Annotated in this window: 20 protein-coding genes; 4 read left to right on the forward strand and 16 right to left on the reverse strand. The window is 64.8% G+C overall.

Features of this window, described 5'->3' with window-relative positions; genetic code table 11:
* Window positions 1-94 precede the first annotated feature (94 nt).
* Window positions 95-280 carry a hypothetical protein gene (locus ACOQFP_RS23910; protein WP_341243344.1) on the reverse strand — a complete coding sequence of 62 codons (186 nt, stop codon included), beginning with the start codon at window positions 278-280 and terminating at the stop codon, window positions 95-97.
* A gap of 100 nt (window positions 281-380) precedes the next feature.
* Complete coding sequence (locus tag ACOQFP_RS23915) at window positions 381-1,838, reverse strand: amidohydrolase family protein (RefSeq protein WP_421585747.1); 1,458 nt, start codon at window positions 1,836-1,838, stop codon at window positions 381-383.
* Between the two features lie 72 nt (window positions 1,839-1,910).
* Between ACOQFP_RS23915 and ACOQFP_RS23920 the strand changes: the two genes are divergently transcribed.
* Entirely contained in the window at window positions 1,911-2,345 is a 435-nt protein-coding gene (locus tag ACOQFP_RS23920; protein ID WP_206491888.1) for an acyl-CoA thioesterase, read from the forward strand.
* On the opposite strand, the gene ACOQFP_RS23925 is transcribed toward ACOQFP_RS23920, so the two are convergent.
* The 13 genes from ACOQFP_RS23925 to mftE all read right to left on the reverse strand — a co-directional run bounded on the left by ACOQFP_RS23925 (window position 2,321) and on the right by mftE (window position 18,296).
* Window positions 2,321-4,267 (reverse strand): acetoacetate--CoA ligase, encoded by a 1,947-nt coding sequence (locus tag ACOQFP_RS23925; protein WP_421585748.1) that lies wholly within the window; start codon window positions 4,265-4,267, stop codon window positions 2,321-2,323. The genes ACOQFP_RS23920 and ACOQFP_RS23925 overlap by 25 nt on opposite strands.
* A 31-nt stretch (window positions 4,268-4,298) precedes the next feature.
* The gene (locus ACOQFP_RS23930; protein WP_421585749.1) at window positions 4,299-5,915 is read right to left on the reverse strand and encodes an AMP-binding protein; all 1,617 of its coding nucleotides are present in this window, start codon (window positions 5,913-5,915) and stop codon (window positions 4,299-4,301) included.
* A 56-nt stretch (window positions 5,916-5,971) separates the two neighbouring features.
* The gene (gene eutC / locus ACOQFP_RS23935) at window positions 5,972-6,748 is read right to left on the reverse strand and encodes an ethanolamine ammonia-lyase subunit EutC (protein ID WP_341243347.1); all 777 of its coding nucleotides are present in this window, start codon (window positions 6,746-6,748) and stop codon (window positions 5,972-5,974) included.
* Window positions 6,745-8,157 (reverse strand): ethanolamine ammonia-lyase subunit EutB, encoded by a 1,413-nt coding sequence (locus ACOQFP_RS23940; protein WP_421585750.1) that lies wholly within the window; start codon window positions 8,155-8,157, stop codon window positions 6,745-6,747. Before ACOQFP_RS23940 ends, eutC begins: the two co-directional genes overlap by 4 nt.
* Window positions 8,154-9,608: an ethanolamine permease gene (gene eat / locus ACOQFP_RS23945; protein WP_421585751.1), complete on the reverse strand. Its 1,455-nt coding sequence runs from the start codon at window positions 9,606-9,608 to the stop codon at window positions 8,154-8,156. Before eat ends, ACOQFP_RS23940 begins: the two co-directional genes overlap by 4 nt.
* Before the next feature lie 136 nt (window positions 9,609-9,744).
* A complete protein-coding gene (locus ACOQFP_RS23950; protein WP_206491894.1) occupies window positions 9,745-10,728 on the reverse strand; it encodes a cation diffusion facilitator family transporter in 984 nt (327 codons plus the stop codon).
* A 34-nt stretch (window positions 10,729-10,762) separates the two neighbouring features.
* On the reverse strand, window positions 10,763-11,302 hold the full coding sequence (locus ACOQFP_RS23955; RefSeq protein WP_421585752.1) for a DUF779 domain-containing protein: 540 nt from the start codon (window positions 11,300-11,302) through the stop codon (window positions 10,763-10,765).
* On the reverse strand, window positions 11,302-12,825 hold the full coding sequence (gene adh / locus ACOQFP_RS23960; protein WP_206491896.1) for an aldehyde dehydrogenase: 1,524 nt from the start codon (window positions 12,823-12,825) through the stop codon (window positions 11,302-11,304). The genes ACOQFP_RS23955 and adh overlap by 1 nt, the downstream gene beginning before the upstream one ends.
* Before the next feature lie 124 nt (window positions 12,826-12,949).
* On the reverse strand, window positions 12,950-14,245 hold the full coding sequence (locus ACOQFP_RS23965) for a transcriptional regulator (RefSeq protein ID WP_206491897.1): 1,296 nt from the start codon (window positions 14,243-14,245) through the stop codon (window positions 12,950-12,952).
* Window positions 14,246-14,353: 108 nt separating this feature from the next.
* Complete coding sequence (locus ACOQFP_RS23970; protein WP_167326762.1) at window positions 14,354-14,491, reverse strand: hypothetical protein; 138 nt, start codon at window positions 14,489-14,491, stop codon at window positions 14,354-14,356.
* Between the two features lie 86 nt (window positions 14,492-14,577).
* Window positions 14,578-16,053 carry a mycofactocin system GMC family oxidoreductase MftG gene (gene mftG, locus ACOQFP_RS23975; RefSeq protein ID WP_421585753.1) on the reverse strand — a complete coding sequence of 492 codons (1,476 nt, stop codon included), beginning with the start codon at window positions 16,051-16,053 and terminating at the stop codon, window positions 14,578-14,580.
* Between the two features lie 33 nt (window positions 16,054-16,086).
* Entirely contained in the window at window positions 16,087-17,484 is a 1,398-nt protein-coding gene (gene mftF, locus ACOQFP_RS23980; RefSeq protein ID WP_341243349.1) for a mycofactocin biosynthesis glycosyltransferase MftF, read from the reverse strand.
* A 125-nt stretch (window positions 17,485-17,609) separates the two neighbouring features.
* Window positions 17,610-18,296 (reverse strand): mycofactocin biosynthesis peptidyl-dipeptidase MftE, encoded by a 687-nt coding sequence (gene mftE, locus ACOQFP_RS23985; RefSeq protein ID WP_421585754.1) that lies wholly within the window; start codon window positions 18,294-18,296, stop codon window positions 17,610-17,612.
* Between the two features lie 70 nt (window positions 18,297-18,366).
* Here mftE and ACOQFP_RS23990 point away from each other — a divergent pair, with 70 nt between their 5' ends.
* From ACOQFP_RS23990 to ACOQFP_RS24000, 3 genes are all read left to right on the forward strand, one after another.
* Window positions 18,367-19,083 (forward strand): GntR family transcriptional regulator, encoded by a 717-nt coding sequence (locus tag ACOQFP_RS23990; RefSeq protein WP_206491901.1) that lies wholly within the window; start codon window positions 18,367-18,369, stop codon window positions 19,081-19,083.
* A 116-nt stretch (window positions 19,084-19,199) separates the two neighbouring features.
* Window positions 19,200-20,753, forward strand: coding sequence for an NCS1 family nucleobase:cation symporter-1 (locus tag ACOQFP_RS23995; RefSeq protein ID WP_206491902.1), 1,554 nt, complete (start codon window positions 19,200-19,202; stop codon window positions 20,751-20,753).
* A 10-nt stretch (window positions 20,754-20,763) separates the two neighbouring features.
* Window positions 20,764-21,531, forward strand: coding sequence for an aspartate/glutamate racemase family protein (locus ACOQFP_RS24000; protein ID WP_206491903.1), 768 nt, complete (start codon window positions 20,764-20,766; stop codon window positions 21,529-21,531).
* Here the strand turns inward: ACOQFP_RS24000 and ACOQFP_RS24005 are convergent.
* Window positions 21,504-25,271: an NACHT and WD repeat domain-containing protein gene (locus tag ACOQFP_RS24005; protein WP_421585755.1), complete on the reverse strand. Its 3,768-nt coding sequence runs from the start codon at window positions 25,269-25,271 to the stop codon at window positions 21,504-21,506. The two genes, ACOQFP_RS24000 and ACOQFP_RS24005, sit on opposite strands and share 28 nt — an antisense overlap.
* Window positions 25,272-25,490: the final 219 nt, after the last annotated feature.

Raw genomic sequence — 25,490 nt, forward strand, 5'->3', positions numbered from 1 at the left:
TTTCGGTACATATCCCTATTCGCGTACCGCACCGTTACAACTCGATACCCGGTTCGAGATCATCCGACACACGCTGACTCGATTCGGCACCCGGTCAATCTACAGTGCCGAACCCGCGCAGTTGCGCGCTCATCACGGCGTCTTGCCGAAAGCTGCGATCACCTTGGACGGTGCCATCGGAACAATCGATTCGCCCGGAACCGGGGTTGCGATTGCCGAACTCCTCGGCCGTATCGGCCCCGGTGAGCGCACGCACCCGCGGATCGGTGAACGATGTCATCGAACACACGCTACGCGGCCGCACCGACAAGATCGATGCTCGGGCTTCGCCCTCGTGCGCCTTTTGCGTACCTCTGGGTACGCAAAAGGCGCACGACGATCTAGCCCGCGGAGGCGTGGGTGAGGGCGCCGGCACAGAACGTGGCCCGCACCTCCGTCTCGGCGAGATCATCCGCCGAGCGATGTTCGGGATGTTCGACGAGAACGACGATGTCTGCGACGTCTCCGACACGCAGCACCCCACGTCCACCACTGGCAGCCCGCAGCGAGGCATCGAGAGGAACGGCTTCCTCGAGATGCCACGGGGGTCGATCGTCGTCGGTACGGAACACCGCGGCTGCCACGGCAGCCAACGGCTCGGGCGGACTGACCGGCGCATCGGAGCCGAACAGCAGCGTTGCCCCGCTGCGATGCAGTGAGCCGTAGCCATAGGCGACCGAACGTCGACCGGACCACAGATCCTCGGCGATATCGCGATCGGACATCGCGTGCTGGGGCTGCACCGAGGCTGTGACACCCAAGGCAGCGAATCGCGCGATGTCCTCGGGCAGAATCTGCTGCGCGTGTTCGATTCGACCGCCGCAGCCCGCGCGCTCGAACGCATCGAGCGCGACGCCGTTGGCCCGGTCGCCGATCGCGTGGATTGCCGCCGCAATGCCACCGCGTGAGGCCTTCGCGACAAGCTCGAACAGACTCTCCCGGCTCTCGAGCAGCAGCCCGTACGCGTCCTCTCCGTCGACGCCCGGGTACCGGTCGTGGCAGCACGCCGTCCGAGTGTTGAGCGAGCCGTCGAGCATCACTTTCAGCGGACCACGCCGGATCAAGTCCGACAGTGCCGAGACGTCCCCGGTCCGATCCCCGCGCCCGAGTGCTTCGTCCAGCCACTGCGGCCACACCGTCGTGTCCACGCGGACCGCGGGAGAACCGGCCGACAGACGTCGATCCCACACACTCCGATTGTCGGCGAACTCGAAATCCACGACGCCGGTGACACCACGTACCGCCAGTGCCGCGGTGGCGTCGAGCACGGCCCGATCGAGCTCGGCCGGATCTTCCATGGCCTCGAGTGCCATCACGGCCTCGAGCCCGTCGACGTCGCGGAGCACGCCGGTGGGGTGATCGATGCCGAGGTCGGCCAGCAGCGCCGGGCTCAGCCACAGTGTGTGCAGGTCCATGCTCGTCATCGCCACGCGAGCCCCGGGCAGCGCATTCTCGATCAGATCCTTGTGCGGCTCCTCGGGCCACTGCGCGTCACGGAAGCCGTTGGCGCGCACAACCGATTCGCCCGCTGTTCGCACGTAGGGGTAGACCAGCGCGACGGCATCGGCCGCCGACGACGCAGGTCCGACGTCGATTCTTCGACGCGCCGCCGCCCACTGCGTCAGATGAACGTGGCTGTCCACGAATCCTGGCAGAGCGACCCCGCCGCCACCGTCGAACACCTCCTCGCCGGTGGGTCCACGACCCCCGGAGGGAGTGATCGACACGATGACCGAGCCTGCGAGTTCGATGTCGAACAGTGCGCCGGAACCATCCAATGCCACGTTGCCGATAATCACCCCTGGACTGTAGAACGTCGACGTCGAGCACGCGCATGCCATCCTCTAGCAATGAAAACAGAGCCTGTTGCGATGCAGACTGATCGGACCGATCCCGTCGGGTATCACGCGACCGTCACCGTGCGGTGGTCGGACATGGACGCGTTCGCACACATCAACCATGCCCGCATGGTCACCCTGCTCGAAGAGGCGCGCATCGAGTGGTTGCTCAGCGAGGGCGAGGCCAACGAATCGCTGATCAAGAGCGCGCTGATCGCGAATGTGACCATTGCGTACAAGAAGCCGCTTCGACACTCGGACGGCCCGCTCGACATCACACTGTGGTTCGAGAAGGTACGTGCGGTCGATTTCACCATCGGCTACGAGGTGCGGGCCGCGGGTGCTGCTCCCGATTCGCCGCCCGCGGTGACGGCGACCACCCGGATGGCGATGGTCGACGTCGGTGCCGAGACCCTGCGCCGGATCGCGCCGGAGGAGAAGGCCTATCTCGCGCGGTGGACTCGCTGATCCTCGGCTGCACGGTCGACGAACCACCGCACGGCGGCGGGGTCGTCGACGGCACTGGTGTCGAGAGTCTCTGCCGCACCGGCACCTTGGAATATTCGTTTGAGCGGAACCTCGAGCTTCTTGCCGGTGCGGGTGTGCGGTATCGCAGGGGCGGCGATGATCTCGTCCGGGACGTGCCGCGCCGACGCCTGAGTTCTGATGGCGGCAACGATGCGTTCGCGTAACTCGTCGGTCATGCCGTCCGGGGCGACGACGAACAGTGGCATCCAGTAGCCGCCGTCGGGCAGTTCGATGCCGAGCACCAGAGCTTCGGTGACCTCGTCCAAGGCTTCGACGGCCTGGTAGATATCGGCGCTCCCCATGCGAATCCCGTTGCGATTGAGCGTCGAATCGGACCGTCCGTGTACGACGACGCTGCCGCGATCGGTCATCGTTATCCAGTCACCGTGCCGCCAGATCCCCGGGTAGGTGTCGAAGTAGGAGTCCCGGTACCGAACGCCGTCGGTGTCGTTCCAGAAATACACGGGCATCGAGGGCATGGGCTCGGTGACGACCAGTTCCCCGACCTCCTCGGTCACCGATCTTCCGGCTTCGTCGAATGCAGCGAGCGCCACACCGAGGAACGGCACCGACAGCTCGCCCGCCCAGACCGGTGCCGTTCGCACTCCCCCCGCGAATGCCGACACCACATCGGTACCGCCAGAGATGGAGAACACCGGCACCCGTTCACCGATGTTCTCCGTCAACCAGATCGAGGATGCTGCCGGCATCGCGGAACCGGTGATACCCAGCGCTCGCAGGGCCGAAAGATCATGATCGATACCCGGGTGGGCGTCGGCCTTGATGCATGCCAGCACGTAACCGGGACTGGTGCCGAGATAGGTCACGCCGAGCCTTGCCGCGATGCCCCACAGTGCATCCTGCGTCGGGAACGCGGGATTTCCCTCGGCGCACACGATCGTGGCACCGGTGAGCAGCCCGGCGACCTGGAAGTTCCACATCATCCAGCTCGGACTGGTGTACCAGAAGAACACGTCCTCGGCACCCAGGTCGGACTGCAGCGCAACGGATTTGAGATGTTCGAGCACCACTCCGCCGTGACCGTGGACGATGCCCTTGGGCAGACCCGTGGTGCCGGAGGAGAACACGACCCACAGCGGGTGATCGAACGGAACCGCTACCGGCGACAGTGGTCGCGGTTCGGCCGTCGCGTCCGACCAACTCTGCGCGTGTTCCGAGTCCCCGCCGACGGTCACGACCAGCCGAACCGTCGGCAAGGCCTCCACCAGCGCGGCGACTTCACCGGTCTTGTCGCGGAATCGACCTCCGTAGGTGTAGCCGGAGGCCGTGATCAGGGCAGCGGGTTCGAGTTGGCCCAATCGATCGATCGCCGCCGAAGCGGAATAGTCCTGCCCGCACGCGGACCACACAGCACCCAGAGTCGCTGTCGCGAGGAAGGCGATCACCGCCTCGGGAATGTTCGGCAGGTACCCGACGACGCGATCGCCGCGGCCGACCCCCGCCTCGGCGAGCGTCCCAGCCAACGCACCCGCCTGCTCGAGCATCTGCGTCCACGTCACCTCCCGAACAGATCCGTCCTCGCCGACCCCGAGGATGGCCGTTCGATCGGGCCGAGCGTGCCTGATCACCTGATCCACGTAGTTCAGCTCGACGCCCGGAAACCAGCGGGCGCCCGGCATACCGCGTTCTGCGAGCACGACGCCCGGCTCGGTGGCCGAGCGGATCTCGAAGAAGTCCCACACCGCTCGCCAGAACGACTCGAGCTCGGTGATCGACCACCGCCACAACGCCGCGTAATCGGGCAGCGTCACCTCGTGACGTCGCTCGACGAACTGCGCGAACTCGGTGACCCTGGCCTCGGCGATATCGGCATCCGTCGGCGTCCACTGCGCACTGATCATGGAAGCGAGTATGTCAGCCGAACCGCCGTTCTCAGATCAATCCGAGGGAGCGTTCACGCATCTCCACCTTGCGTACTTTTCCGGTGACCGTCATCGGGAACTCGTCGACGACGTGGACGTACCGCGGGATCTTGAAATGCGCGAGCCTGCCACTACAGAACGCGCGCACGGCATCCGCATCGAGCGGTACGGCGCCCTCGCGCATCCTGATCCACACCATCAGCTCCTCGCCGTACTTCGGGTCGGGCACTCCGATCACTTGTGCGTCGAGGATGTCGGGGTGGGTGTAGAGGAACTCCTCCACTTCACGGGGATAGACGTTCTCGCCGCCCCGAATCACCATGTCCTTGATCCGTCCGGTGATCGCCACATAGCCCTGCTCGTCCATCACCCCGATGTCGCCGGTGTGCATCCACCCCTCGTCGTCGATGGCCTCCGCTGTTTTTTCCGGCTGCTCCCAGTAGCCCAGCATCACCGAGTAGCCACGAGTACAGAGCTCGCCCGCTTCTCCGCGAGGCAGGGTGCTGCCCTGGACCGGATCGACGATCTTGACCTCGAGGTGTGGGCCGACGCGTCCGACGGTGGATACACGCTGCTCGACGGAATCGTCACTTCGAGTCTGCAGTGACACCGGCGAGGTCTCGGTCATGCCGTAACAGATCGACACCTCCGTCATCCCCATGCGATCGATCACCTGTTTCATCACCTCGGTGGGGCATGGCGATCCGGCCATGATTCCGGTGCGCAGGCTGCCGAGGTCGAACTCGCGGAAGTTCTCCAACGCCAGTTCGGCGATGAACATCGTCGGAACTCCGTACAGCGACGTGCACTTCTCCGACGCCACCGCCGTCAGCGTCGCAACCGGATCGAACGCCGGGCCGGGAACGACCATCGCCGCGCCGTGCGAGGTGCACGCGAGATTGCCCATCACCATCCCGAAGCAGTGGTAGAACGGCACCGGGATGCACACTCGATCCTCGGCGGTGTAATGGCAGAGCTCGCCGACGAAGTAGCCGTTGTTGAGGATATTCCGATGGCTCAGCGTCGCGCCCTTCGGAAAACCCGTTGTCCCCGAGGTGTATTGGATGTTGATGGCATCGTCGGCGCGCAGCCGCTCCGATACGTCGCTGATCATCCGCGGAGTGTTCGCCAACGCCCGATGCCCACGATCGGTCATCGCCTCCCACTGAATGCTCCCGATGAACACCACGTCACGCAGTGACGGCACCTCCGGCCTGGCCTCGTCGATCATCGCCCGGTAGTCCGAACCCTTGAAATCCGTGGCCGCCAACAGCACCGAAACCCCCGCCTGCTTCAGCACGAACTTCAACTCGTGTGAACGGTAGGCAGGATTGATGTTGACCAGCACCGCCCCGATCTTCGCCGTCGCGTATTGCGCGAGAACCCATTCGGGGCAGTTCGGTGCCCATATTCCGACCCGGTCCCCCACCGCGGTGCCCGCCACCAGCAGACCTGCAGCCAACAGATCGACATCGGCGACGAATTCCGAATAGGTCCACCGCCGCCCGGAAGGGACGTCGATCAGCGCGTCACGATCGGAGTATGTCGCGGCGGTTCGATCCAGGTTCGTTCCGATCGTGTCGTCCAGAACCGCGGTCTCCGATGCACCGGAGGAAAAACTGTCCATAGCCCCACGGTAGTGACGCCCGTCACGCGCGACCACCCCCGAATAGGGGGAAACCCTCACTCCAGAGTGAGCGCCTCGGAGCCCTCGAGTGCATCGGCCCGAGAGGTGTCTTTCAGCGCGACTCCCGACCGCCCCAACTTCCGGGCCCCCGCCAACAGACCTGCCACTGTTCGCGCCGACTGGGCATAGCCCTGCCCCTCGGGCGGATGGATGTTCGAGATGCAGTTTCGATCCGCGTCCGTGCGTCCGGGCTCGGGCAGATGCGTCAGGTAGATACCGAGACTGTCGGCGACCGACAATCCCGGCCGCTCCCCGATCAGCACCAGAACCGTGCGCACCCCCATCGCCGACGCGATGTGATCGCCGAGCGCCACGCGCGCCTGCGTCGCGATCACCGGTGCCGCAATCGAATACCGATCGGCCAGTTCCGCTTTCAATGCCTCCAACATCGGCACACCGTGATCGTCGAGAGCGCGCGGAGACAGCCCGTCACCGAGCACGATGCCGATCTCGTCGTCCGACGACGCGATCTCGCTCAGATCCTTCGGCTGCCGACCCAGATCGGGCCGGCGCAGATACTCCGCACGGCTGGTCGCCAGTGACGTCACCACCGACGGCGCACCGAGCCCCACCTGCTCCACCCGGCCCGTGAACTTCTCGACATCCAGCGGCATGTGCACAGCGTCCCGTGCAGCCGCGTGCGCCGCACGAAACTCCAGTACTCGGGTCGTCGGCAAGGAATCACCGATGCGTCCCAACCCGATCCGCGCTTGCGTGACAGCGCGCAACTCATCCCAGAACTGTAGGTCCGGTCGCTCCGCAGGTTCGGTCATCGCGCACTCATCAAGGCTCGCAACGGTGATCCGGCGGCGTCGACGTCCAGAACCCTGCCGTCTGCGCCCATCATTCCCAGCCGAGAGAGCCAGGATTCGAACTCGGGCGCAGGACGCAGCCCCAGTACCTGCCGAACGTAGAGCACATCGTGGAAGCTCAGGGATTGATACCCGAGCATGACGTCGTCGGCACCAGGGACAGCGATGACGAAGGAGACCCCCGCGGCTCCGAGCAGCGTCAGCAATGTATCCATGTCGTCCTGGTCGGCCTCGGCATGGTTGGTGTAGCAGACGTCCACTCCCATCGGCAGACCGAGGAGTTTGCCGCAGAAGTGATCCTCTAGACCCGCCCGGACGATCTGCTTTCCGTCGTAGAGGTACTCCGGCCCGATGAACCCGACGACGGTGTTGATCAGCAACGGCTCGAGATCGCGAGCCACCGCGTATGCGCGCGCCTCCAGGGTCTGTTGATCGACCGGGCGGCCGCCGGTGCCGAGATGCGCGTCCGCGGACAGGGCCGAACCCTGACCGGTTTCGAGATACATGACGTTGTTCCCGACGGTTCCGCGGTGCAGGGATCGCCCGGCCTCGTTGGCCCGCCGAAGCAACGGAATGCTCACTCCGAAGCTCGAATTGGCCCGTTCGGTGCCCGCGATGGACTGGAACACCAGATCGACCGGAACGCCCTTGTCGATCAATTCCATCGTGGTCGTGACGTGCGAGAGTACGCAGGACTGCGTGGGAATCTCGAAGCGTTGCCGAATCTCGTCGAGCAGATGCAGCAGATCGGCCGTGGCCTGCGGCGAGTCCGTCGCCGGGTTGATCCCGATGACCGCGTCGCCGGATCCGAGCAGCAGGCCGTCGAGCGTCGCCGCAGCGATACCGCGGGGGTCGTCGGTCGGATGGTTCGGTTGCAGCCGAGTGGTGAGGGTCCCGGGAAGACCGATCGTCGTCCGGAACGCCGATGTCACCTGTGCGGCCCGGGAGACCGCGATCAGATCCTGATTGCGCATGATCTTGCTGACCGCCGCCACCATCTCCGGAGTCAGCCCGGCCGCGACCGAACGTAGCGTCGCTGCAGCATCCGGACCTGCGGTGACCTGCAGCAGCCAATCTCGCAGGCCTCCTACCGTCAGGTGCGAGAGCGCCCCGAACGCGATGCGGTCGTGCGAGTCGATGATCAGCCGTGTGACCTCGTCGCTCTCGTACGGAACGAGCAGGTCGTGCAGGAAGACATCCAGCGACACCTCGGACAGTGCCCACTGGGCTGCCGCACGCTCGGCATCCGATTCGGCTGCGCAGCCGGCCAATTCGTCACCCGATCGAAGCGGGGTCGCCTTGGCCATCAGGTCGATCAGACCATCGAACGTGTAGGTGGTGCCCGACACCTGCTGGGTGTATGTGGTCATTCCAGTTCGGCCTCGGCCTCGGCCAGTGCGGCGAACTCCTCGTCCGGTGAATTCGCGACGAGGTGATGCCTGCTGTAGACCCCGAAATAGACCATGAAGGCCAGGAACACACCCAGGCACCACAGTGCCGCAGTGGAATCGACGACGAAGGTGGCGACGACGGCGAGCGCGGCGATGACCAACGCGAATCCGGTGGTCAGGACGCCGCCGGGAGTGCGGTACGGGCGCTCCATGTTCGGCTCGCGGCGACGAAGCACGATGTGGCTGACCATCATCAGAACGTAACTCAGGGCGGCACCGAACACGGCCATGTTGAGCAACATTCCGCCCTGGCCGGTCAGGGACAGCAGAAAGCCGATGACGCCGGGCACGATCAGCGCGAGCGTCGGAGCCTTGCGAGAATTGGTGATGGACAGGGTCTTCGGCAGGTATCCGGCACGGGAGAGTGCAAAGAGTTGCCGCGAGTACGCGTACATGATCGAGAAGAAGGAGGCGACCAAACCGGCCAGGCCGATGTAGTTGACGATCTTGCTCGCCGTGCCGTCACCGAGGGCCTCCACCAACGGGTTTCCCGATTCCTTGACGGCGTCTGCGCCGCCCGCGCCGGTGACCAGGAACAGCACCAGGGCCCCGGTCACCAGGAGTACGCCCATGGCGGCGATGATGCCGCGCGGGACGTTCTTGGTCGGATCCTTGGCCTCCTCCGCGGCCAGCGGCACTCCCTCGATCGCCAGGAAGAACCAGATGGCGAACGGGACTGCCGCCCAGATGCCGAGGTACCCGAACGGCAGGAATCCCGAGGCACCGGCGGCATCGGTCGGCGCGATGTCGGTCAGGTTGCTCGCGTCGAACTGGCCGATGGCGGCGATGGCGAACACGACGAGGCCGACCAGGGCGATGCCGGTGATGACGAACATGATCTTGAGGGCTTCGCCTGCGCCCGAAAGATGGATTCCGATGAACACTGCGTACACCGCCAGGTACACCCACCAGCCGTCGGTGATGCCGAACAGAGCGAGCGATTCGACATACGCTCCGATGAAGGTCGCGATGGCCGCAGGCGCGATGGCGTACTCGATGAGAATGGCGGTGCCGGTGGCAAATCCACCCCACGGACCGAGAGCTCGGCGGGCGAAGGTGTATCCGCCGCCGGCTGCGGGCAGCGCCGAGGACATCTCGGCCATGCCGAGGACCATGGCCAGATACATGCCCGCGATGATGATCGCTGCGATGAGCAGACCACCGAAACCGCCCTCGGCCAGACCGAGATTCCAGCCGGAGTAGTCGCCGGAGATGACGTAGCTGACTCCGAGGCCTGCAAGCAGGACCCAGCCCGCCGTCCCCTTCTTCAGCGTTCGCTTGGCCAGATAGTCACCGCCCTCGACATGTGACTGAACGCTCTCCCGGGAGCCGGATTTCGGATGAGACGACTGGGGGTCCACTACAGACATTGCAAGCCTCTCGTAGTCATTGCGCTCGGGGCGACGGTCACGCCCGAGGGGGAGATTCACAACACGGGTGGCGCGCGAATCGATCCAAAATAGGCCCGTGATGTAAGCGCTGCATCATCGCCGAATGACGAGCGAATTACGGTCGTTGTGCAACCGCATTGACATCGCCGATATCGCCCTCGTCGGGTTCGGCCACTGTCAGAACTGCGTCCACTACGGCTCTGTTGGTTTCCAACTCACGCTCGAGCCGACGGAGCGTGTGCGCGATACGTGATTCTGCGAAATCACCGACGAGATCGACACTGGCCACCACGTAGATCTGCTTGGGACCGACGAACTCGATACGCACGAACCGGACCGACGCCACCTCGGGCAGTTGTTCGATTCGCTGCACTACCGCATTCCATAATGCTCTCGAACCCGGTTCACCGGTGAGGAATCGGCGGTTTCGATCGATCAGCACGAACGCGACGATTCCCAGCAGTACGCCCACCAGAATCGACCCGATGGCATCGAAGGCAGCTGAACCGGTCAGCTGATGCAGACCGATTCCCGCAGCGGCGATCACGATGCCGACCAGGGCGGCACTGTCCTCGGCGAACACAGCACGCAGCGTCGGATCCGAGGTCTCGAGTGCGTAGTCGAGGAAGTCCTTGTCGTACTCGGCTGCTTCACCGCGAATCTGCCGCACCGATTGTAGAAACGACACTCCCTCGAGAACGAACGCCAGGGCCAGCACCACGTAGGCGACGAGGTAGTTCTCGCTGCTCGATTCTCCGGAGAGCAGGGAGGTGATGCCGTGCCACACCGATACCGCCGCGCCGGCGACGAAGAGTCCGATCGCCGCCAGCGTCGACCAGAAGTACGTCTCACGCCCGTACCCGAGTGGCCGCTGGTCATCGGGCCCGCGGGACCCGCGACGATTGGCCACCAGCAGGAAGATCTCGTTACCGGTGTCGGCCCACGAGTGCGCGGCTTCGGCCACCATCGACGCCGACCCGGTGAACACGGCGGCGAACGTCTTCGCAATCGCGACGCCCAGATTGGCGACGAAGGCGATGACGACGGTGCGTAGACTTTCGCCGCCGCCGGACCCGTCGGACTTGTTTGTGCTCTTCATCTTCCGCACTGTATGCGCGCAGCGCATACAGTGCTCAGCCCTGGAGCATCCCGGGCACCGGACACGCATCGACTGCCTCGGCAACGACCAAGGGGTCGTCGGGAACCTCGGGGCGACGACCTTGTTCCCAGTCGGTGCCGACGAGCGGTGGATGCTCGGCCAGGATCTCGTTCTCCTCTGCGGTGTACGCGCGCCCGCGGCTGAGGAAGCGAACCCCTTCGGGCGATTCGAGCGAGAATCCGCCGCCGCGCCCGGGCACCACGTCGAGCACCAGTTGAGTGTGTTTCCACGCCTGGAACTGCGATCCGGAAATCCACACCGCCACCCCGTCGGCTCCGCTCGGCAGATCGGTTGGGATCTCTCCCACGCCGAGCCGGAGGTCGATGTAGCCGAGGAGGACGTCGCGATCACCGACGATGAATTCCCCTGCCGGGTAACACATCGGCGACGAGCCGTCACAGCATCCACCGGACTGATGCATCATCAGCTCGCCGTGGATCCCGCCGAGGCGACGGAGCAGGTCCATCGCCTCGACGGTTGTCTTCAGCCGCGCGGGCGGCCGAACGTCCACCATCAGAAGAAGCCCTGTGCCTTCTGCGCGTAGCTCACGAGCAGGTTCTTGGTCTGCTGGTAGTGGTCGAGCATCATCTTGTGGTTCTCGCGGCCGATGCCCGACTGCTTGTAGCCACCGAACGCCGCGTGCGCGGGGTACTGGTGGTAGGTGTTGGTCCACACGCGGCCGGCCTTGATATCGCGTCCGGCCCGGTAGGCCACACCGCCATCGCGCGACCAGACGCCCGCGCCGAGTCCGTAGAGGGTGTCGTTGGCGATATCGATGGCGTCGTCGTAGTCCTTGAACGAGGTCACCGATACGACGGGTCCGAAGATCTCCTCTTGGAAGATGCGCATGTTGTTCTTGCCGGTGAAGATCGTCGGCTGTACGTAGTAGCCGCCGTTGAGGTCGCCGCCCAGTTGCGCGCGCTCGCCGCCGGTGACCACCTGTGCGCCTTCACCCTTGCCGATCTCGATGTACGAGAGGATCTTCTCGAGCTGATCGTTCGATGCCTGGGCTCCGATCATGGTCTCGGTGTCCAGCGGATCGCCCTGTCGCACAGCCTTGGTGCGGATGGCCGCCAACGCGAGGAACTCGTCGAAGATGTCCGCTTGGATCAACGACCGGGACGGGCAGGTGCACACTTCACCCTGATTGAGGGCGAACATCGTGAATCCCTCCAGAGCCTTGTCCTGGTAGTCGTCGTTGGCCTGCAGTACGTCCGAGAAGAAGACGTTGGGGCTCTTGCCACCGAGTTCCAGCGTCACCGGAATCAGATTCTGCGATGCGTACTGCATGATGAGGCGTCCGGTGGTGGTCTCACCGGTGAACGCGATCTTGGCGATGCGCGGGCTCGATGCCAGCGGCTTACCGGCCTCGACGCCGAATCCGTTGACGATGTTCAGCACGCCTGCGGGCAGCAGGTCGCCGATGATCGAGATCAGGTGCAGGATCGACGCGGGTGTCTGCTCGGCCGGCTTGAGTACCACGGCGTTGCCTGCGGCCAGTGCGGGCGCGAGCTTCCACACGGCCATGAGAATCGGGAAGTTCCACGGAATGATCTGCCCGACGACGCCGAGCGGCTCATGGAAGTGGTATGCGACTGTGTCGCTGTCGATTTCGGACAGCGATCCTTCCTGCGCACGAATGCAGCCCGCGAAGTATCGGAAGTGGTCGATGGCAAGCGGGATATCGGCGTTGAGGGTTTCGCGGATCGGCTTGCCGTTGTCCCACGACTCCGCGAGTGCGATGGACTCGAGGTTCTCGGCGATGCGGTCGGCGATCTTGTTGAGGATCACGGCGCGTTCGGCAGCGGACGTCTTGCCCCACGCGGGGGCTGCGGCGTGCGCGGCGTCGAGTGCGAGCTCGATGTCCTCGGACGTGGAGCGAGCGACCTCGCAGAAGTTCTCACCGGTGACGGGAGTGGGGTTCTCGAAGTACTGACCCTTGACAGGCGGTACCCATTCTCCGCCGATCCAGTTGTCGTAGCGCGACTGGAACGACATGACGGAATCGGCGGTACCTGGACGGGCATAGACGGACATTGAAAATCCTCCTGATCGACACGTGCTTCACAGTTGATGCGGTGTGTGATTCAGGACACTAGGCGGTGCAACGTTGCAACTACGTTGCTGCATCCGCTCGGCGTACCGGCGGGCACCTCTGCCGTCAGATTCCGAGATCCTGATCGAGCAGATCGATGCGTGCGCTGACCTGACCGTAGAGCGCGGAATCGCGGCTGAGCGTCGCCCGATAGGCCTCCCACGCGATGATGTCCGAGCGGCCGTGAATGGACGAGGTCCATTGCGCCAACAGCACCGGATCTCCGAGCCGGAGCAGGGCGGCCTGCATTCGAGACCGCAACTCCTCACGGATGTCCTCGATGCCGGGGGCGGACGATCCAGGGAGCACCGGACCGGTGTAGATACGTAGCGCGGCCTCGACGTCGCCGCGGTCGAGGGCGCGTCGGATGTCGGCGACATCGGACGTCAACTCACCGACCAGCCGGTAGGGCCGCGAGGCCAGTCCGGCCGTGCCGAACGTCTTGCGCAGTCTCGACATCTCGGCGCGGATGGTGACCGAATCGAGCTCTTGCTCGTCGAGGAGCACGGCGAGATGGTCCGAGCTGAGCCCCTCGGGATGCTCGCCCAGGAGCAGCAGAATTTCGGCGTGCCGCTGCGAGAGAGGTATCCGACCGGATCCGCGAACCACACCGGGCCGTCCCGATCCGAGAACCTCGAGCCGAGGAGCGGTGTCGCCCAAGGATTTCGGCGAGTTCATCAAGTGCAGTCGCAACTCCGACTCGGCAGCCGCGACGGTCGCTCGCACCAACGAGAGCACCTCGGGCACCGCCACCCGTGGACCCCCGGTGATGTCGATCGCTCCCAGTATGTGGCCGCTGGTGGGGTGGTGAACCGGAGCCGCCGAACAACTCCACTCGTGCACCGACCGCGAGAAATGCTCGGAGGCGAAGATCTGCACACTGTGATCGACGGCGAGTGCAGTGCCGGGAGCATTGGTACCTTTGCTCTCCTCGCTCCAGTCGACCCCTTCGGCGAATTCCATCGCGAGCGCACGATCCTTCGCGGCGGAATCACCCTCGACCCACAGCAGCCGGCCCTCCGCATCCGAGATCGCGACGAGCAATCCGGTGTCGGACGCGTCCTCGACGAGCAATTTGCGAACGACCGGTCGGATGATGGACATCGGATGACCGCTGCGGTAGCTCTCGAGATCGGGACCGGTCAGCGTCGGTGCCTCGTTCGCACCGTCGGGGTCGACACCTTTGGTACGACTACGCATCCACGAGTCGAGGACCACGGACCTGACCGTCGAGCCGTGAGTGCGGATGTCGTCGACGAAAGATTGATGGGCACTGGACATCTTGCGCGCGAGCACAGCGATGTCCTCGCCGGGTCGCACCGCGACCCAGGGGTTGCCGCCACCGTCCGATCGGCTTGCCATTCGACACTTCCTTTGTGGCCTGTCCACATCGCTGTAACCCAGCTCACAAGCAAGGATACAACCGTGGTCGACGCGAGCGGCAGGCCCGGTCGCGTCGACTGCGAGTGCCTACTTCTTCTTGACAGCCGAGGTAATGATGTCGTTGCTGGTGTCACCACTGGACTTGGCCCGCTTGTCGGCGCGCTTGTCCTTCAGAGACTTGCCGGACTTCTTGGTCATCGTGTTGCGGGGCGATTTGTCCGACATGGCAGTAAACCCATCTGTTGGGGAACCCGAACGGTCCCCAGAACACGAACGCTACGCCTCCGATCGCGGTGTGCATCCGCAACGGGTCATTGCGCACGCTCGAGTGCCGCGGCGCGCTCGGCGAACATGATGGCCGTCGCATGTGGGCCGCGGCTCGGAACCACCGGAAATGCCGAGGTATCGATCACGCGGAGTCCCTCGACGCCGCGAACGCGACACCGATCGTCGAGCACCGACTCCGGATCGGAATCCGGCCCCATCCGGGCGCTACCGGACAGATGCAGTGACGTGCCGAGCGCCGCGAGCGGATCATCGCTCGGCGCAGCGGCCGCTCCGCCGGCCATTCCGGCAAAGGCCAGCAGATCCCTCGCGAGTTCGACACCCTCGCGCATCGCCTTCCGGTCGACGTCCGAGTCGAGATAGCGGTACCGCACGTCGGGCGCTTCGAGTGGGTCCGCACTGCGCAGCGAGATTCTCCCGCGTCCCGTCGAGCGCATGAGGCCGACGCCGGCCACCTGCGGCCCACGCGCAAGACCGGAGATGAGTTCGTCGAATCTCCTGGTGTACGGCCTGATTTCCACATCACCGGCATGCAGAACTGCTTCCAGTGCAGGCGATGTCACGGAAGGACGATCGAGTGCGGCCAGCGGAACCGCCACCTCGGGATGATCACTGAACCCGTGACCGACGCCCGGGCTGTCGGCGATTATCGAGATCCCGAGCGCCGCAGCGTCTTCGGCGCGACCGATGCCGGATCGAAGCAGCAGCGCCGGGGTATGAACGGCCCCAGCCGACACGATGACGTTGTCGGACCTCACAACGGTGCGTCCGCCGTCGCCGATGACCTCGACTCCGATCACTGTGGTGCCCTTGAACATCAACGAGGTCACTGTCGAATTTCCCTGCACACGAAGGTTTTTCCGACTGACTACTGGTAAAAGGTATGCAAGAGCTGCGCTTACGCGGCGGCCGTCGCGGATGTTCAAGGGCACTGCGCCCACTCCCCCTGACGCCGCATCGGGAGCATTCAGGTCCTCGTGCATCCTGAATCCGGCACGCACTGCGGAGTTCACGAACGCCTCGGTCAGCGGATGCCGAGTGTGCGCAGGGGTCCGCGCCACCGGCATCGGCCCACTGGACCCGTGCCATCGCCCCCTCGCTCCGAAATCGATATCGGTTTCGGATTGGACGTAGAACGGCAGCACCTGGTCGAAAGACCACAACGACTGCGGCCACGCCTCGAAGTCGCCGGGCGTGGCGCGGACGAAGTAGCCACCGTTGACCGCTCCGGAACCGCCGAGGACCCGGCCCCGCGCGATCGTGCGGTTCACTCCCGGGGTGAGCTCGCCGCGGTAGGTCCCCACCCAGTCGCTACCGGGTCCGATGGGGAGCATCGACGCATCGACCAACGCCTCCGGGACATCGCCGACACCGGCGAACGAGGGTCCGGCTTCGAGCAGCAGCACCGACCGATCGGGATCCTCACTCAGCCGTGCTGCCACCACACATCCGCACGAACCACCTCCGACGACGACCACATCGGCGAACTCGGTCGATGTCACATCGTCGACGATGCACGTCGGTTTCGCACGTCGTCAACCGTCCAGACGTGGTTTGAGCGCATCGATACTGCGGGCCGACAGAGCGCCACTCCACAACCCGGCGCCGTACGCGATGTCGTCGGCCCGCTTGAAGAAGGCGTATCGCACGGGATCGAGGCCGCCCAGTTCACGGTGCTTGTACCAATCCGAGAATGCTTCCGCCACAGCCAAACCCAGCGCGATTTTTCGTATGCGACTGGACAACAGCACAGCAAGCAAGGTGATCGGCCAATAGTGTCGACACAGAGCCGAGGCCAATTGCCACAAGCCCGCAACGAAACCCTCCGCCGCGAGGACGGCCGCGATCCTCGTGGGTTGATCGAGACCGACGAACATCTTGCGTAGCCGAACGATCGTGACGGACAGTGTCGCGGCCGCACCGATCAGTCCGAGCCGCGTCAAACTCGCTGCCAGTATGCAGGCCACCAGGGTCCACGGCGACATCGCGATCGGCGGCACCATACCGGGATGGCGAGCGGACAGCGGCGTTGCTCCGGTCCCGTAGAACAGCTTGCGGGCGAACCACTCGGCGAACGTCACGCGATGTTCGTGCGCGACGTGCGCGACCGGCTCGTACCGTAACCTCCAGCCGGCTTCCTGCAGCCGCCAACACAGATCGACGTCCTCGGCCACGTGCATCGTTTCGTCGAACCCGTCACAGTCCAGTGCGACCGAACGGCGCATCAGCATCGCGGCGCTGGGAACGTAGGACACCGCACTGCCTGCTCGAACGGCCGCCTCCTTGCGCCCGAGATCCAGCGACGAGCGTGCGTGTTCGTATCGAGCGAGTGCGCTGCCCTCTGGTTCGAGCGCGACGATTCGGGGTGCAACCAAGGCGACCGCGGGATCCGAGAAGTGCCCGAGCATGACCTCGAGCCAGCCCTTGCGGGGAACGACGTCCGAGTCGAGGAAGGCGACGAAGTCGGTTGTAGCGCATCGCAATCCGGTATTGCGTGCCGCGGCGGGTCCGCGTGAGCGCTCGTGCCGCAGTACCGTCACACTGCCCACGGACCACGACGTGGCCGGTAGCGCGACCGGGATGTCGGAGCCGTCGTCGACGACGATGACGTGGAGGCCGTGCAGCGCGGCGATCAGGCGCGCAAGTCCTGCCTCGTTGTTCTTCAGTGGCACGACGACGGTGACATCGGACGGCGACGGGATGGACATCGGGCGCGGATTCCCGACGCCCGAGTCGAGCAGTTTGCGCGCCACGAGGGCGGACTGCGAGTCGGTGACCTCGATGAAACCGTCACCGATCATCGCTGCGGCGGTCGGTGCGAGTTTGAGCATCCGGGTCGGTGAACCACCGATCAGCACGCGTCCTTCGGAGTATGTACGTACGCGTGGATCGACTCGCACCCCGAAGCCATCAGGCAATCGACCTTCACCCATCAGAAGATGGTAAGCGGACGAGCCCCCGGCGTGGCGGCCACCCGGGAAATACGACGTAACATACCTGTTCCCCGTTTTTCCCGACGTGCCCATCGGGCTCTCACCAGGAGCTTCGCCGAGCGCGCTCACGCGATCACTCCGTGCTCCGACGGACTCCATCTCTGCAGCGCGTCGCGGGCACGGGTGCACAGTTGCTCGAACAGCACCCGCCCCTCCTCGGAATCGGCACCGGTGGGATCTCCGAGGACACCGTTGGCCGTGACGGGTGCCAGGCCGCCGTCGCGGAGCGCCGGAAGCAACGACGCGATGTCGGTCGGATTTCCCACCTCCGCCTTCGTCATGTCCACGGACTCCGGCGAAAGATGCAGCAGCAAAGAGGTTTCGGTACGTCCGGCGTGAGCATCTGCTCCGGGCACGGCACAGGGGAACCACACGACGTCGCGGCCCTCGTAGCGCAGCAGCAACACTGCCGAACGCACGGCAGGACCGTTGCCACCGTGCCCGTTGACGAACACCACCCGCTCGGCCCACCGACATGCCGAACGCCCGTACTCCACCAGCACCGCTTCCAGGGCTGCAGTTCCGATGGACACGGTGCCGGGAAAGCCCTCGTGCTCGCCACTGGCTCCGTACGCGATCGCGGGCCCCACCAGGACACCGGGAATGCTCCGCGCCACCGCGTCGGCGATGCGGGTGTCGGTGTCGAGCGGAAGGTGCGGCCCGTGCTGCTCGATCGAACCGACCGGGACGACGAGAGTTCGCGACCCGTCCACGTCCGGCCAGAACTGAGTACCGAGTTGGTCCGAGGCCATGAGGGACGATGCTATCGGACGGAACCGTGTCGTCATGCGGATGAAACACTCGGTCGCTAACGTTCGCCCCGTGCCACCCCGCCGTCGATCGATATTGCTCTCACAATTGTCGATAACTGCTCCGGGTAGCCCACAGCCGTCCATTCTGCGAGAACTACGACGGGTCATTCTCGCCGGCGATGCCCCGCCGAATACCCCTATTCCGCTCAACGAGGTAGCGGAACTGTTCGGGGTGAGCAGAATCCCGGTGCGTGAATCTCTCAAGACTCTGATCGGCGAAGGTCTGGTCGATCATCGCCCCAATCTGGGGTACACGGTTGCGCAACTCACTGCGGCCGAGCTTCGCGAAATGTACATCGTCCGAGAGGTTCTGGAGACGGCAGCATTGCCGGTGGCCGTCGAGGTGGCCACCGACGCCGACCGCGCGCATCTCGTCGAGGTGAATCGGCTGCTCGAGGCATCGCTGGCCTCGGACGACTCACGCGAATACCATCGTCTCTCGCGTGAATTCCACCTCTCCCTGACTCGGCCGTCGCGTATGTATCGCCTCCTGCATATGCTCGAATCTGCCTGGAACATAACCGAACCCATCCAACCGATGGTGCATGTGGACGGATCCGACAGGACCTCGCTGCACAGTGATCATGCCGATATGCTCACCGCATTCCTGGCCCGCGATTCTGCTGGCCTGCTGCGCGCCGCGCAACACCATCACACGCGTCTCAATTCGGTCATTTCGACCTTGTCCAACGATCAGGGATTGTTTGCCGATCCGCCGCCGGAATAGCACCGCGGGAACGGCGGAAAAAGATATATCGCTCTCGTCACGAGGCCGCAACACTTCGCGTCTAACTTTTTCCTCATTCATTCGTTCACCTCATTGCCATGCCGTCAGGAGCATCGATGACAGATACAGCACACGGTCCTGCTCGACCTGGAGACCTCGTGGAAGCCGCAGGCGAGCCGGTCGGCGGTGGCCTGATCAAGGACAGCTACGATCCGCGGCTGACCAACGACGACCTCGCGCCGCTGAAGAAGCAGACCTGGACCTCGTACAACCTGTTCGCCTTCTGGATGTCCGACGTGCACTCGGTGGGCGGGTACGTGACGGCAGGCAGTCTGTTCGCGCTCGGGTTGGCCAGTTGGCAGGTGTTGGTCGCACTCCTGGTCGGCATCACCATCGTCTATTTCTTCTGCAACCTCGTCGCCAAGCCCAGTCAGGTGTCGGGAGTTCCGTATCCGGTCATCTGCCGCAGCGTCTTCGGTGTTCTCGGTGCCAACATTCCGGCCGTCATCCGAGGCTTGATCGCCGTCGCCTGGTACGGCATTCAGACCTTCCTCGCCTCGGCGGCACTGGACATCGTGCTGATCAAGCTGTTCCCGTCGCTGGCTCCGTACGCCGTCACCGCCGACTACGGGTTCGCCGGACTCTCTCTGCTCGGCTGGGTCAGCTTCCTGTTCCTCTGGGTCGTCCAGGCCGCGGTGTTCTGGCGCGGCATGGAGTCCATCCGCAAGTTCATCGACTTCTGCGGCCCGGCCGTCTACGTCGTGATGTTCATGCTGTGCGGCTACCTGATCTGGAAGGCCGGTTGGGGGGCAATCGATCTCAATCTCGGCGATGTGGAGCACACGGGTCTGAGTTCCATTCCGATCATGCTCGGTGCCATTGCACTGGTGGTGTCCTACTTCTCCGGCCCGATGCTCAACTTCGGCGACTTCTCCCGCTACGGCAAGTCCTACGCCGCAGTGAAGAAGGGCAACTTCCTCGGCCTACCGGTGAACTTCCTGGTCTTCTCGATCCTCGTCGTCGTCACCGCGTCCCTGACGCTTCCGGTGTTCGGTGAGCTGATCACCGATCCGGTCGAGACCGTGGCACGGATCGACAGCACCTTCGCCATCGTCCTCGGCGCACTGACGTTCACCATCGCCACCATCGGTATCAACATCGTCGCCAACTTCATCTCCCCGGCGTTCGACTTCTCCAACGTCAGTCCGCAGCGCATCAGCTGGCGTGCGGGCGGAATGATCGCCGCCATCGGTTCGGTGCTGATCACCCCGTGGAACCTGTACAACAATCCCGATGTCATTCACCTGACGCTGGAAACTCTCGGCGCATTCATCGGACCACTGTTCGGCATCCTCATCGCCGACAACTACCTCGTCCGCAAGCAGAAGGTCGTCGTCGACGAGTTGTTCTCGATGTCTCCCACCGGCCTGTACTGGTACTCGAAGGGCTACAACCCGGCTGCGGTGTACTCCACCATCGTCGGCGCAGCGGTGGCCATGATCACCGTGCTCTTCAACGGAGCGATCGAGGGCATGGAAATCGCCGGTATGTCGACGGCATCGAAGTACAGCTGGTTCATCGGATGCGGCATCGGATTCGTCGTGTACTACTACCTGGCCACGCGAACCAAGCTGGCAGTGACCAACTTCGACGTTCCAGCGAAGGCATAGGATTTCTTTCGTGCTCATCAAGGTCATCAATCCGAACACCACCCGTTCGATGACCGCAACGATCGGTGACTGTGCCCGGGCCGTGGTCGGTCCGGGCACCGTCGTCGAGGCGGTCAGTCCCTCGATGGGGCCGGTGTCGATCGAAAGCCACGTCGACGAAGCCCTCAGTGTCCCGGGCATTCTCGCCGAGATCGCCACCGGCGAGGCCGCAGGTGCCGACGGCTACGTCATCGCCTGCTTCGGCGATCCCGGCGTCGACGCCGCCCGCGAACTCGCGTCCGGTCCGGTCATCGGCATCGCCGAGGCAGCGATGCACGCTGCGAGCGTTCTCGGCCGCGGGTTCAGCGTCGTCACCACTCTCGGACGCACCATCGGACGGGCCCAGGATCTGGCGAACCACTACGGCTTCGGACGCCATTGCCTCGGCATTCATGCCTGCGAGCTACCGGTCCTCGAACTCGAGACCGACCCCGATGCTCGCAAGATCGTCACCGAGGCGTGCCGTCTCGCCGTCGAGACGGACCGCAGCGATGCCGTGGTACTCGGCTGCGCCGGAATGGCAGATCTGTGCCGAGACATCTCGGCCGAGATCGGCGTACCTGTGATCGACGGCGTAGCTGCGGGAACGTTGTTCGTGCAATCGCTCGTCACCCTGGGACTGCGCACCGGAAAGCGCGGCGAATTCGCCGCCCCACCGGCCAAGCTCTACACGGGACTGCTCGCGAACTTCAGCAGGCCGCACTCGGCCGGTCAGCCGTTGCCGCACAACGGCCGATAGGGAACACCGGGCAGATACTGTGCCCATTCGGCTTCGGTGACCACCGATCCCCCGGATCGGCACAGTCGCGCTCGAACGTCGTCCGGCTCGGTCCGCCAGATGCGAACGTCGCGGGCCGATCCACCGGCGAACAGCCACGTCCCGTCCACGCCGAATCCGACATCGTAGACACGATCTGCGTACGCGGTGAGCGCGGCCACTCGTTCTGGCGCGCTCCGGTTCTCCACGTTCCACAACCAGGCGGTCGACCCTCCGTCGCCTGCGGCCAACCGGGTACCCGATCGATCGAATCGGAGCGAATAGATCGTGTGCGACGGCCCGACGATTCGGGCCAGGTGTTGCGGACTCGTCGTATCGTGCATGTCCCACAGTCGAATCGAGCGATCGGCGCTTCCGGCGGCGAGTGTGCTTCCGTCGGGTGAGATGGCGACGGCCTGGACCGCGCTACCGAAACCGCCGACCATGGAACTCGGGTGCGGATCGGAGGGGTCACCGATGTCCCACAGTTCGACCAACCCGCCGATGGTGGCGACGGCGAGTATCGATCCGTCGGGAGTCAGTGCCAGTCCGCTGGGATAGTTTCCCGCTTCCAGAGTCGACAGGGCCCGCGGGGCGGCGGGGTCGGCCAGCGACCACAACGACACGTCGTTCGAATCCTGGCCGGAGACGACGAGCAGGGTCCCCGCCCGGTCGAACGCCATGGCGGCAGTCAAGCTGTTGGTTGCCTTGCCCACCGAACCGAGGGCAGTGGGATCGGCGAGATCGGTTGTGTCCCAGAGTTGAAATCCACCGGCCGCCGTGCCGACGGCGGCCATGGCGCCGTCGGCGGTCAGTGCCACCGCACCTGTCTGCACGAGCCCCTCACCGACCACCAGCGGTGCCGACGCGACCGGACGCTGCACGTCCGAGACGTCCCAGAGGGTCGTGCCGTCGGCCCGACGGCCGGCACCCACGAGCAGCCGCGTGCCCGACTCGTCGACGGGTATCTGATAGATGGTGTCACCGGCATCGGGCAGTGCAGGCGCACCAAGCGGCCAGATCCGGGTGATCCCGTCCCCACCTGCGGTGACGAGCGACGAGCCGTCGGGTGTGAATCCGAGCGAGCTGACCTCGCTCGGGCCGGGGAGTGTCAGTTGCAGCGTTGCCGTCGCTGCGTTCCACACCTTCGAGGAATTGTCCGAGCTCACCGCGGCGATCAGCGTCCCGTCCCCGCTGAACGACACGTCGTTGACGTAACTGGTGAACCCCGTCAACGCGGTCCGCGGGGTAAGCCGTCCAGCACCGTCGACGGCCCATCGCAGAACCTCACGACCGGTCGTGCCCGCGATCAGCGTTGCACCGTCGGGAGAGAAGGCCAGCTGCAACGCGGTGTAGGTCGATCCGTCCGAGGGCAGGTCCAGCAGCGGGACCGGCGGGGCCGCAGACGCGCCGGTCAGCTGCGTCGCATTCCACACCCGCATCGCGCGGCCGGTGCCTGCGGTCACCAGAAACCGGCCGTCGGGACTGAACTCGGTGGCCGACGGCGAACCGGGCTGATCGAGAACGCCGACGGTGCTCGGCCGGGCGGGGTCTGCGACGTCGAGGAGAGGCAGCGACTTGTCCTGGGTGCCGACGAGAAGCGTTGCTCCGTCCGGAGAAAACGACAGGCTGCGCACACCGGTGACCGGCACGTCCGAGAGCTTCGTCGGTGCCGTCGGGTCCGACACATCCCACAGTTCGACGCCGGAGAACCCTCCCACAGCCAGCACGCCGCCTCGCGGATCGAACGTCAACACCGGTGCGTCCGGCGTCACGAACTCTCCGAGCGGCGGATGCCCGTCGGCGAGAGCCCACATGCGCACATGCCCGTCGGAACCTGCTGTTGCCACGAAGCGCCCGCGCGGGTCGACGGCGGTCACGGACTCGCCCTCCACACCGGTCAGCCGCACCGGAGTGTGGATCGCCGACGAGTCGAGCAGCGCCGATCGCGCCTCCGGCGTCGGCTCCACCTCGTACGAGGCCAGAGCCAAGTAGGCGGCCAGCCCGGGATCTTGTGTCCGCAGTTGGCGTGCAACACCTGCGATCTGACGCGAGACCGCCTCCGCCTCTGCGTGCTCGGCCTCGACCCGCCTGGTGTTCGCGTCCGATCGGGCGACGAACGCTGTGACAGCAAGGGTCACGGCCAGAACGGTCATGATGGCGAGGGCGGCGAGCAGCGTGTCCAGGGTGCGTCGGCGTCGGTGCTGCTGCTCGATTCGGTTCGCGCTCGCGTCGAGGTAGAACCTCTCGACGGAATTGAGATCTCGACGACGCACCGGACCGACGGATTCATCGATCAGCGCCAGCCTCGACTCCGGGAGCAGCGAACCCTCGTCGCGGTCGTTGTTCTCCCACAATTCTGTTGCCCGGGTGAGCCTCCGGTGTTCGACGAGCCACTGCCGGTCGTCGTCGAGCCATTCACGCAGTCTCGGCCAGGCCGTGAGCAGAGCCTCGTGGGTCATCTGGACGGTCTCTTCTTCGACGGTCAGCAGCCTGCGCGCGGCGAACCGTTCGACGACGGTATCGACATCGGTGACCGCGTCTGCGTTCTCGTCGCCGAGGAACAGTTCCACGCGATCGACGCGCCGACGAGTCACGACGTCGTCGTCGAGATTGACCAGTCGCATGAAAATGCGCCGTGCTTCACGCTGCTGCTCGGCGGTCAGCGCCGAGAACACTTCCTCGGCACTCTGCCCCACTGCACCGCCGATGCCGCCCGTCGCCAGGTAGTTCGCCACCGTCAAAGTCCTGCCGCTCGACCCCTGCCACGTGGTCAGCAGAGCGTGGGACAGCAGCGGCAAGGCTCCCGAGTCGTGGGCGAACTGCGATCCGCGCGGGCCCAGCTCACCGAGCAACACCTGCACCAGCGCGTCCTCGACGGTGATCCCTGCTTTGGCCGCAGGCGACACGATGACCTCACGCAACTCGGCTTCGGTGAGGCGTCCGACCACCACCGGGTTGTCGGAGAGTCCGGCGAGCAGCGCATCCTCCGAGGCGGCGTTCTGATAGAAGTCCGCCCGCAGACCCACGACCACCACCGACTCGGAGTTCTGCACAATTTTCGCGGCATCGAGAAAGTTCTCTCGTTCCTGCGCTGTCGCCAGGGTCCACAATTCCTCGGCTTGATCGAGGACGAGTACGGATCCGGGCGGCAGCGACTGTGCATGCGCGGGGAAGCCGCGGATATCGCCGATTCCGGAGTAGATCACCGAACCTGCGAATCTCGGTGCCAGTCCGGCTCGCAGCAGCGAGGACTTTCCCGAGCCCGAGGCACCGACGACGAACACCAGGCCCCCGCCTGCGTCGAGCGCTTCGCGAACGCGCCCAGCGAGACGCTCGACCACATCCTCGCGTCCGAAGAACCACTCGGCGTCGGCAGACTCGAACGCTGCCAGGCCCTTGTACGGGGAATCGCCTTCGACCGGATCGACCGTGCGCCTGCCCGAACCGGACCGCACTCTCGTCACCGCATCCCACCATCGTCGACGCTCGTCCTCGTCGTCGATTCCACAGGCGAGGAGAACGGCCGCGAACATCTCGGCGCTGGCCTTCGTCGGAACATGGTGTCCGGCGAACCAACCGCTGATGGTGCCGTGCAGGCCACCGGAACGCTCGACGATCTCGCGGACCGTGGCCCCCGCCTCGATCCTGATCGAACGCAAACTGGCCGCGAATTCGGTGCGATCCGAGATCGAGGACGGGTCCGGGCGCTCGGAGGTCATGACCGAGAACTATAGAGCCGGGCCGTCGTGTACGGATTCGCTGGAAGGCCCGCTGAGTAGCAGAAATGCCAACTTACTGCGTTTGAATGACGCGTGTATCGAGTCCAGTATGTCCGTATTGACTCTGTACGGACTTCCCGTTCGGCTGGCATTGCGCGCGGATCGTCTTCGACGATGGACGGTGCGGTAGGAGAGAAGTTAGAAATCCGAGGGGGAAGA

Source organism: Rhodococcus sp. MALMAid1271 (assembly GCF_049195265.1).
In the GTDB taxonomy this organism is placed as follows: Bacteria; Actinomycetota; Actinomycetes; order Mycobacteriales; family Mycobacteriaceae; genus Rhodococcoides.

What these genes read in the sequence shown, in the direction of transcription:
- ACOQFP_RS23910 (WP_341243344.1), bottom strand. Translation starts at nt 280, where the DNA reads ATGACATCGTTCACCGATCCGCGGGTGCGTGCGCTCACCGGGGCCGAT.
- ACOQFP_RS23920 (WP_206491888.1), top strand. Translation starts at nt 1,911, where the DNA reads ATGCAGACTGATCGGACCGATCCCGTCGGGTATCACGCGACCGTCACC.
- ACOQFP_RS23925 (WP_421585748.1), bottom strand. Translation starts at nt 4,267, where the DNA reads ATGATCAGTGCGCAGTGGACGCCGACGGATGCCGATATCGCCGAGGCC.
- ACOQFP_RS23930 (WP_421585749.1), bottom strand. Translation starts at nt 5,915, where the DNA reads ATGGACAGTTTTTCCTCCGGTGCATCGGAGACCGCGGTTCTGGACGAC.
- eutC (WP_341243347.1), bottom strand. Translation starts at nt 6,748, where the DNA reads ATGACCGAACCTGCGGAGCGACCGGACCTACAGTTCTGGGATGAGTTG.
- ACOQFP_RS23940 (WP_421585750.1), bottom strand. Translation starts at nt 8,157, where the DNA reads ATGACCACATACACCCAGCAGGTGTCGGGCACCACCTACACGTTCGAT.
- eat (WP_421585751.1), bottom strand. Translation starts at nt 9,608, where the DNA reads ATGTCTGTAGTGGACCCCCAGTCGTCTCATCCGAAATCCGGCTCCCGG.
- ACOQFP_RS23950 (WP_206491894.1), bottom strand. Translation starts at nt 10,728, where the DNA reads ATGAAGAGCACAAACAAGTCCGACGGGTCCGGCGGCGGCGAAAGTCTA.
- ACOQFP_RS23955 (WP_421585752.1), bottom strand. Translation starts at nt 11,302, where the DNA reads ATGGTGGACGTTCGGCCGCCCGCGCGGCTGAAGACAACCGTCGAGGCG.
- adh (WP_206491896.1), bottom strand. Translation starts at nt 12,825, where the DNA reads ATGTCCGTCTATGCCCGTCCAGGTACCGCCGATTCCGTCATGTCGTTC.
- ACOQFP_RS23965 (WP_206491897.1), bottom strand. Translation starts at nt 14,245, where the DNA reads ATGGCAAGCCGATCGGACGGTGGCGGCAACCCCTGGGTCGCGGTGCGA.
- ACOQFP_RS23970 (WP_167326762.1), bottom strand. Translation starts at nt 14,491, where the DNA reads ATGTCGGACAAATCGCCCCGCAACACGATGACCAAGAAGTCCGGCAAG.
- mftF (WP_341243349.1), bottom strand. Translation starts at nt 17,484, where the DNA reads ATGGGTGAAGGTCGATTGCCTGATGGCTTCGGGGTGCGAGTCGATCCA.
- mftE (WP_421585754.1), bottom strand. Translation starts at nt 18,296, where the DNA reads ATGGCCTCGGACCAACTCGGTACTCAGTTCTGGCCGGACGTGGACGGG.
- ACOQFP_RS23995 (WP_206491902.1), top strand. Translation starts at nt 19,200, where the DNA reads ATGACAGATACAGCACACGGTCCTGCTCGACCTGGAGACCTCGTGGAA.
- ACOQFP_RS24005 (WP_421585755.1), bottom strand. Translation starts at nt 25,271, where the DNA reads ATGACCTCCGAGCGCCCGGACCCGTCCTCGATCTCGGATCGCACCGAA.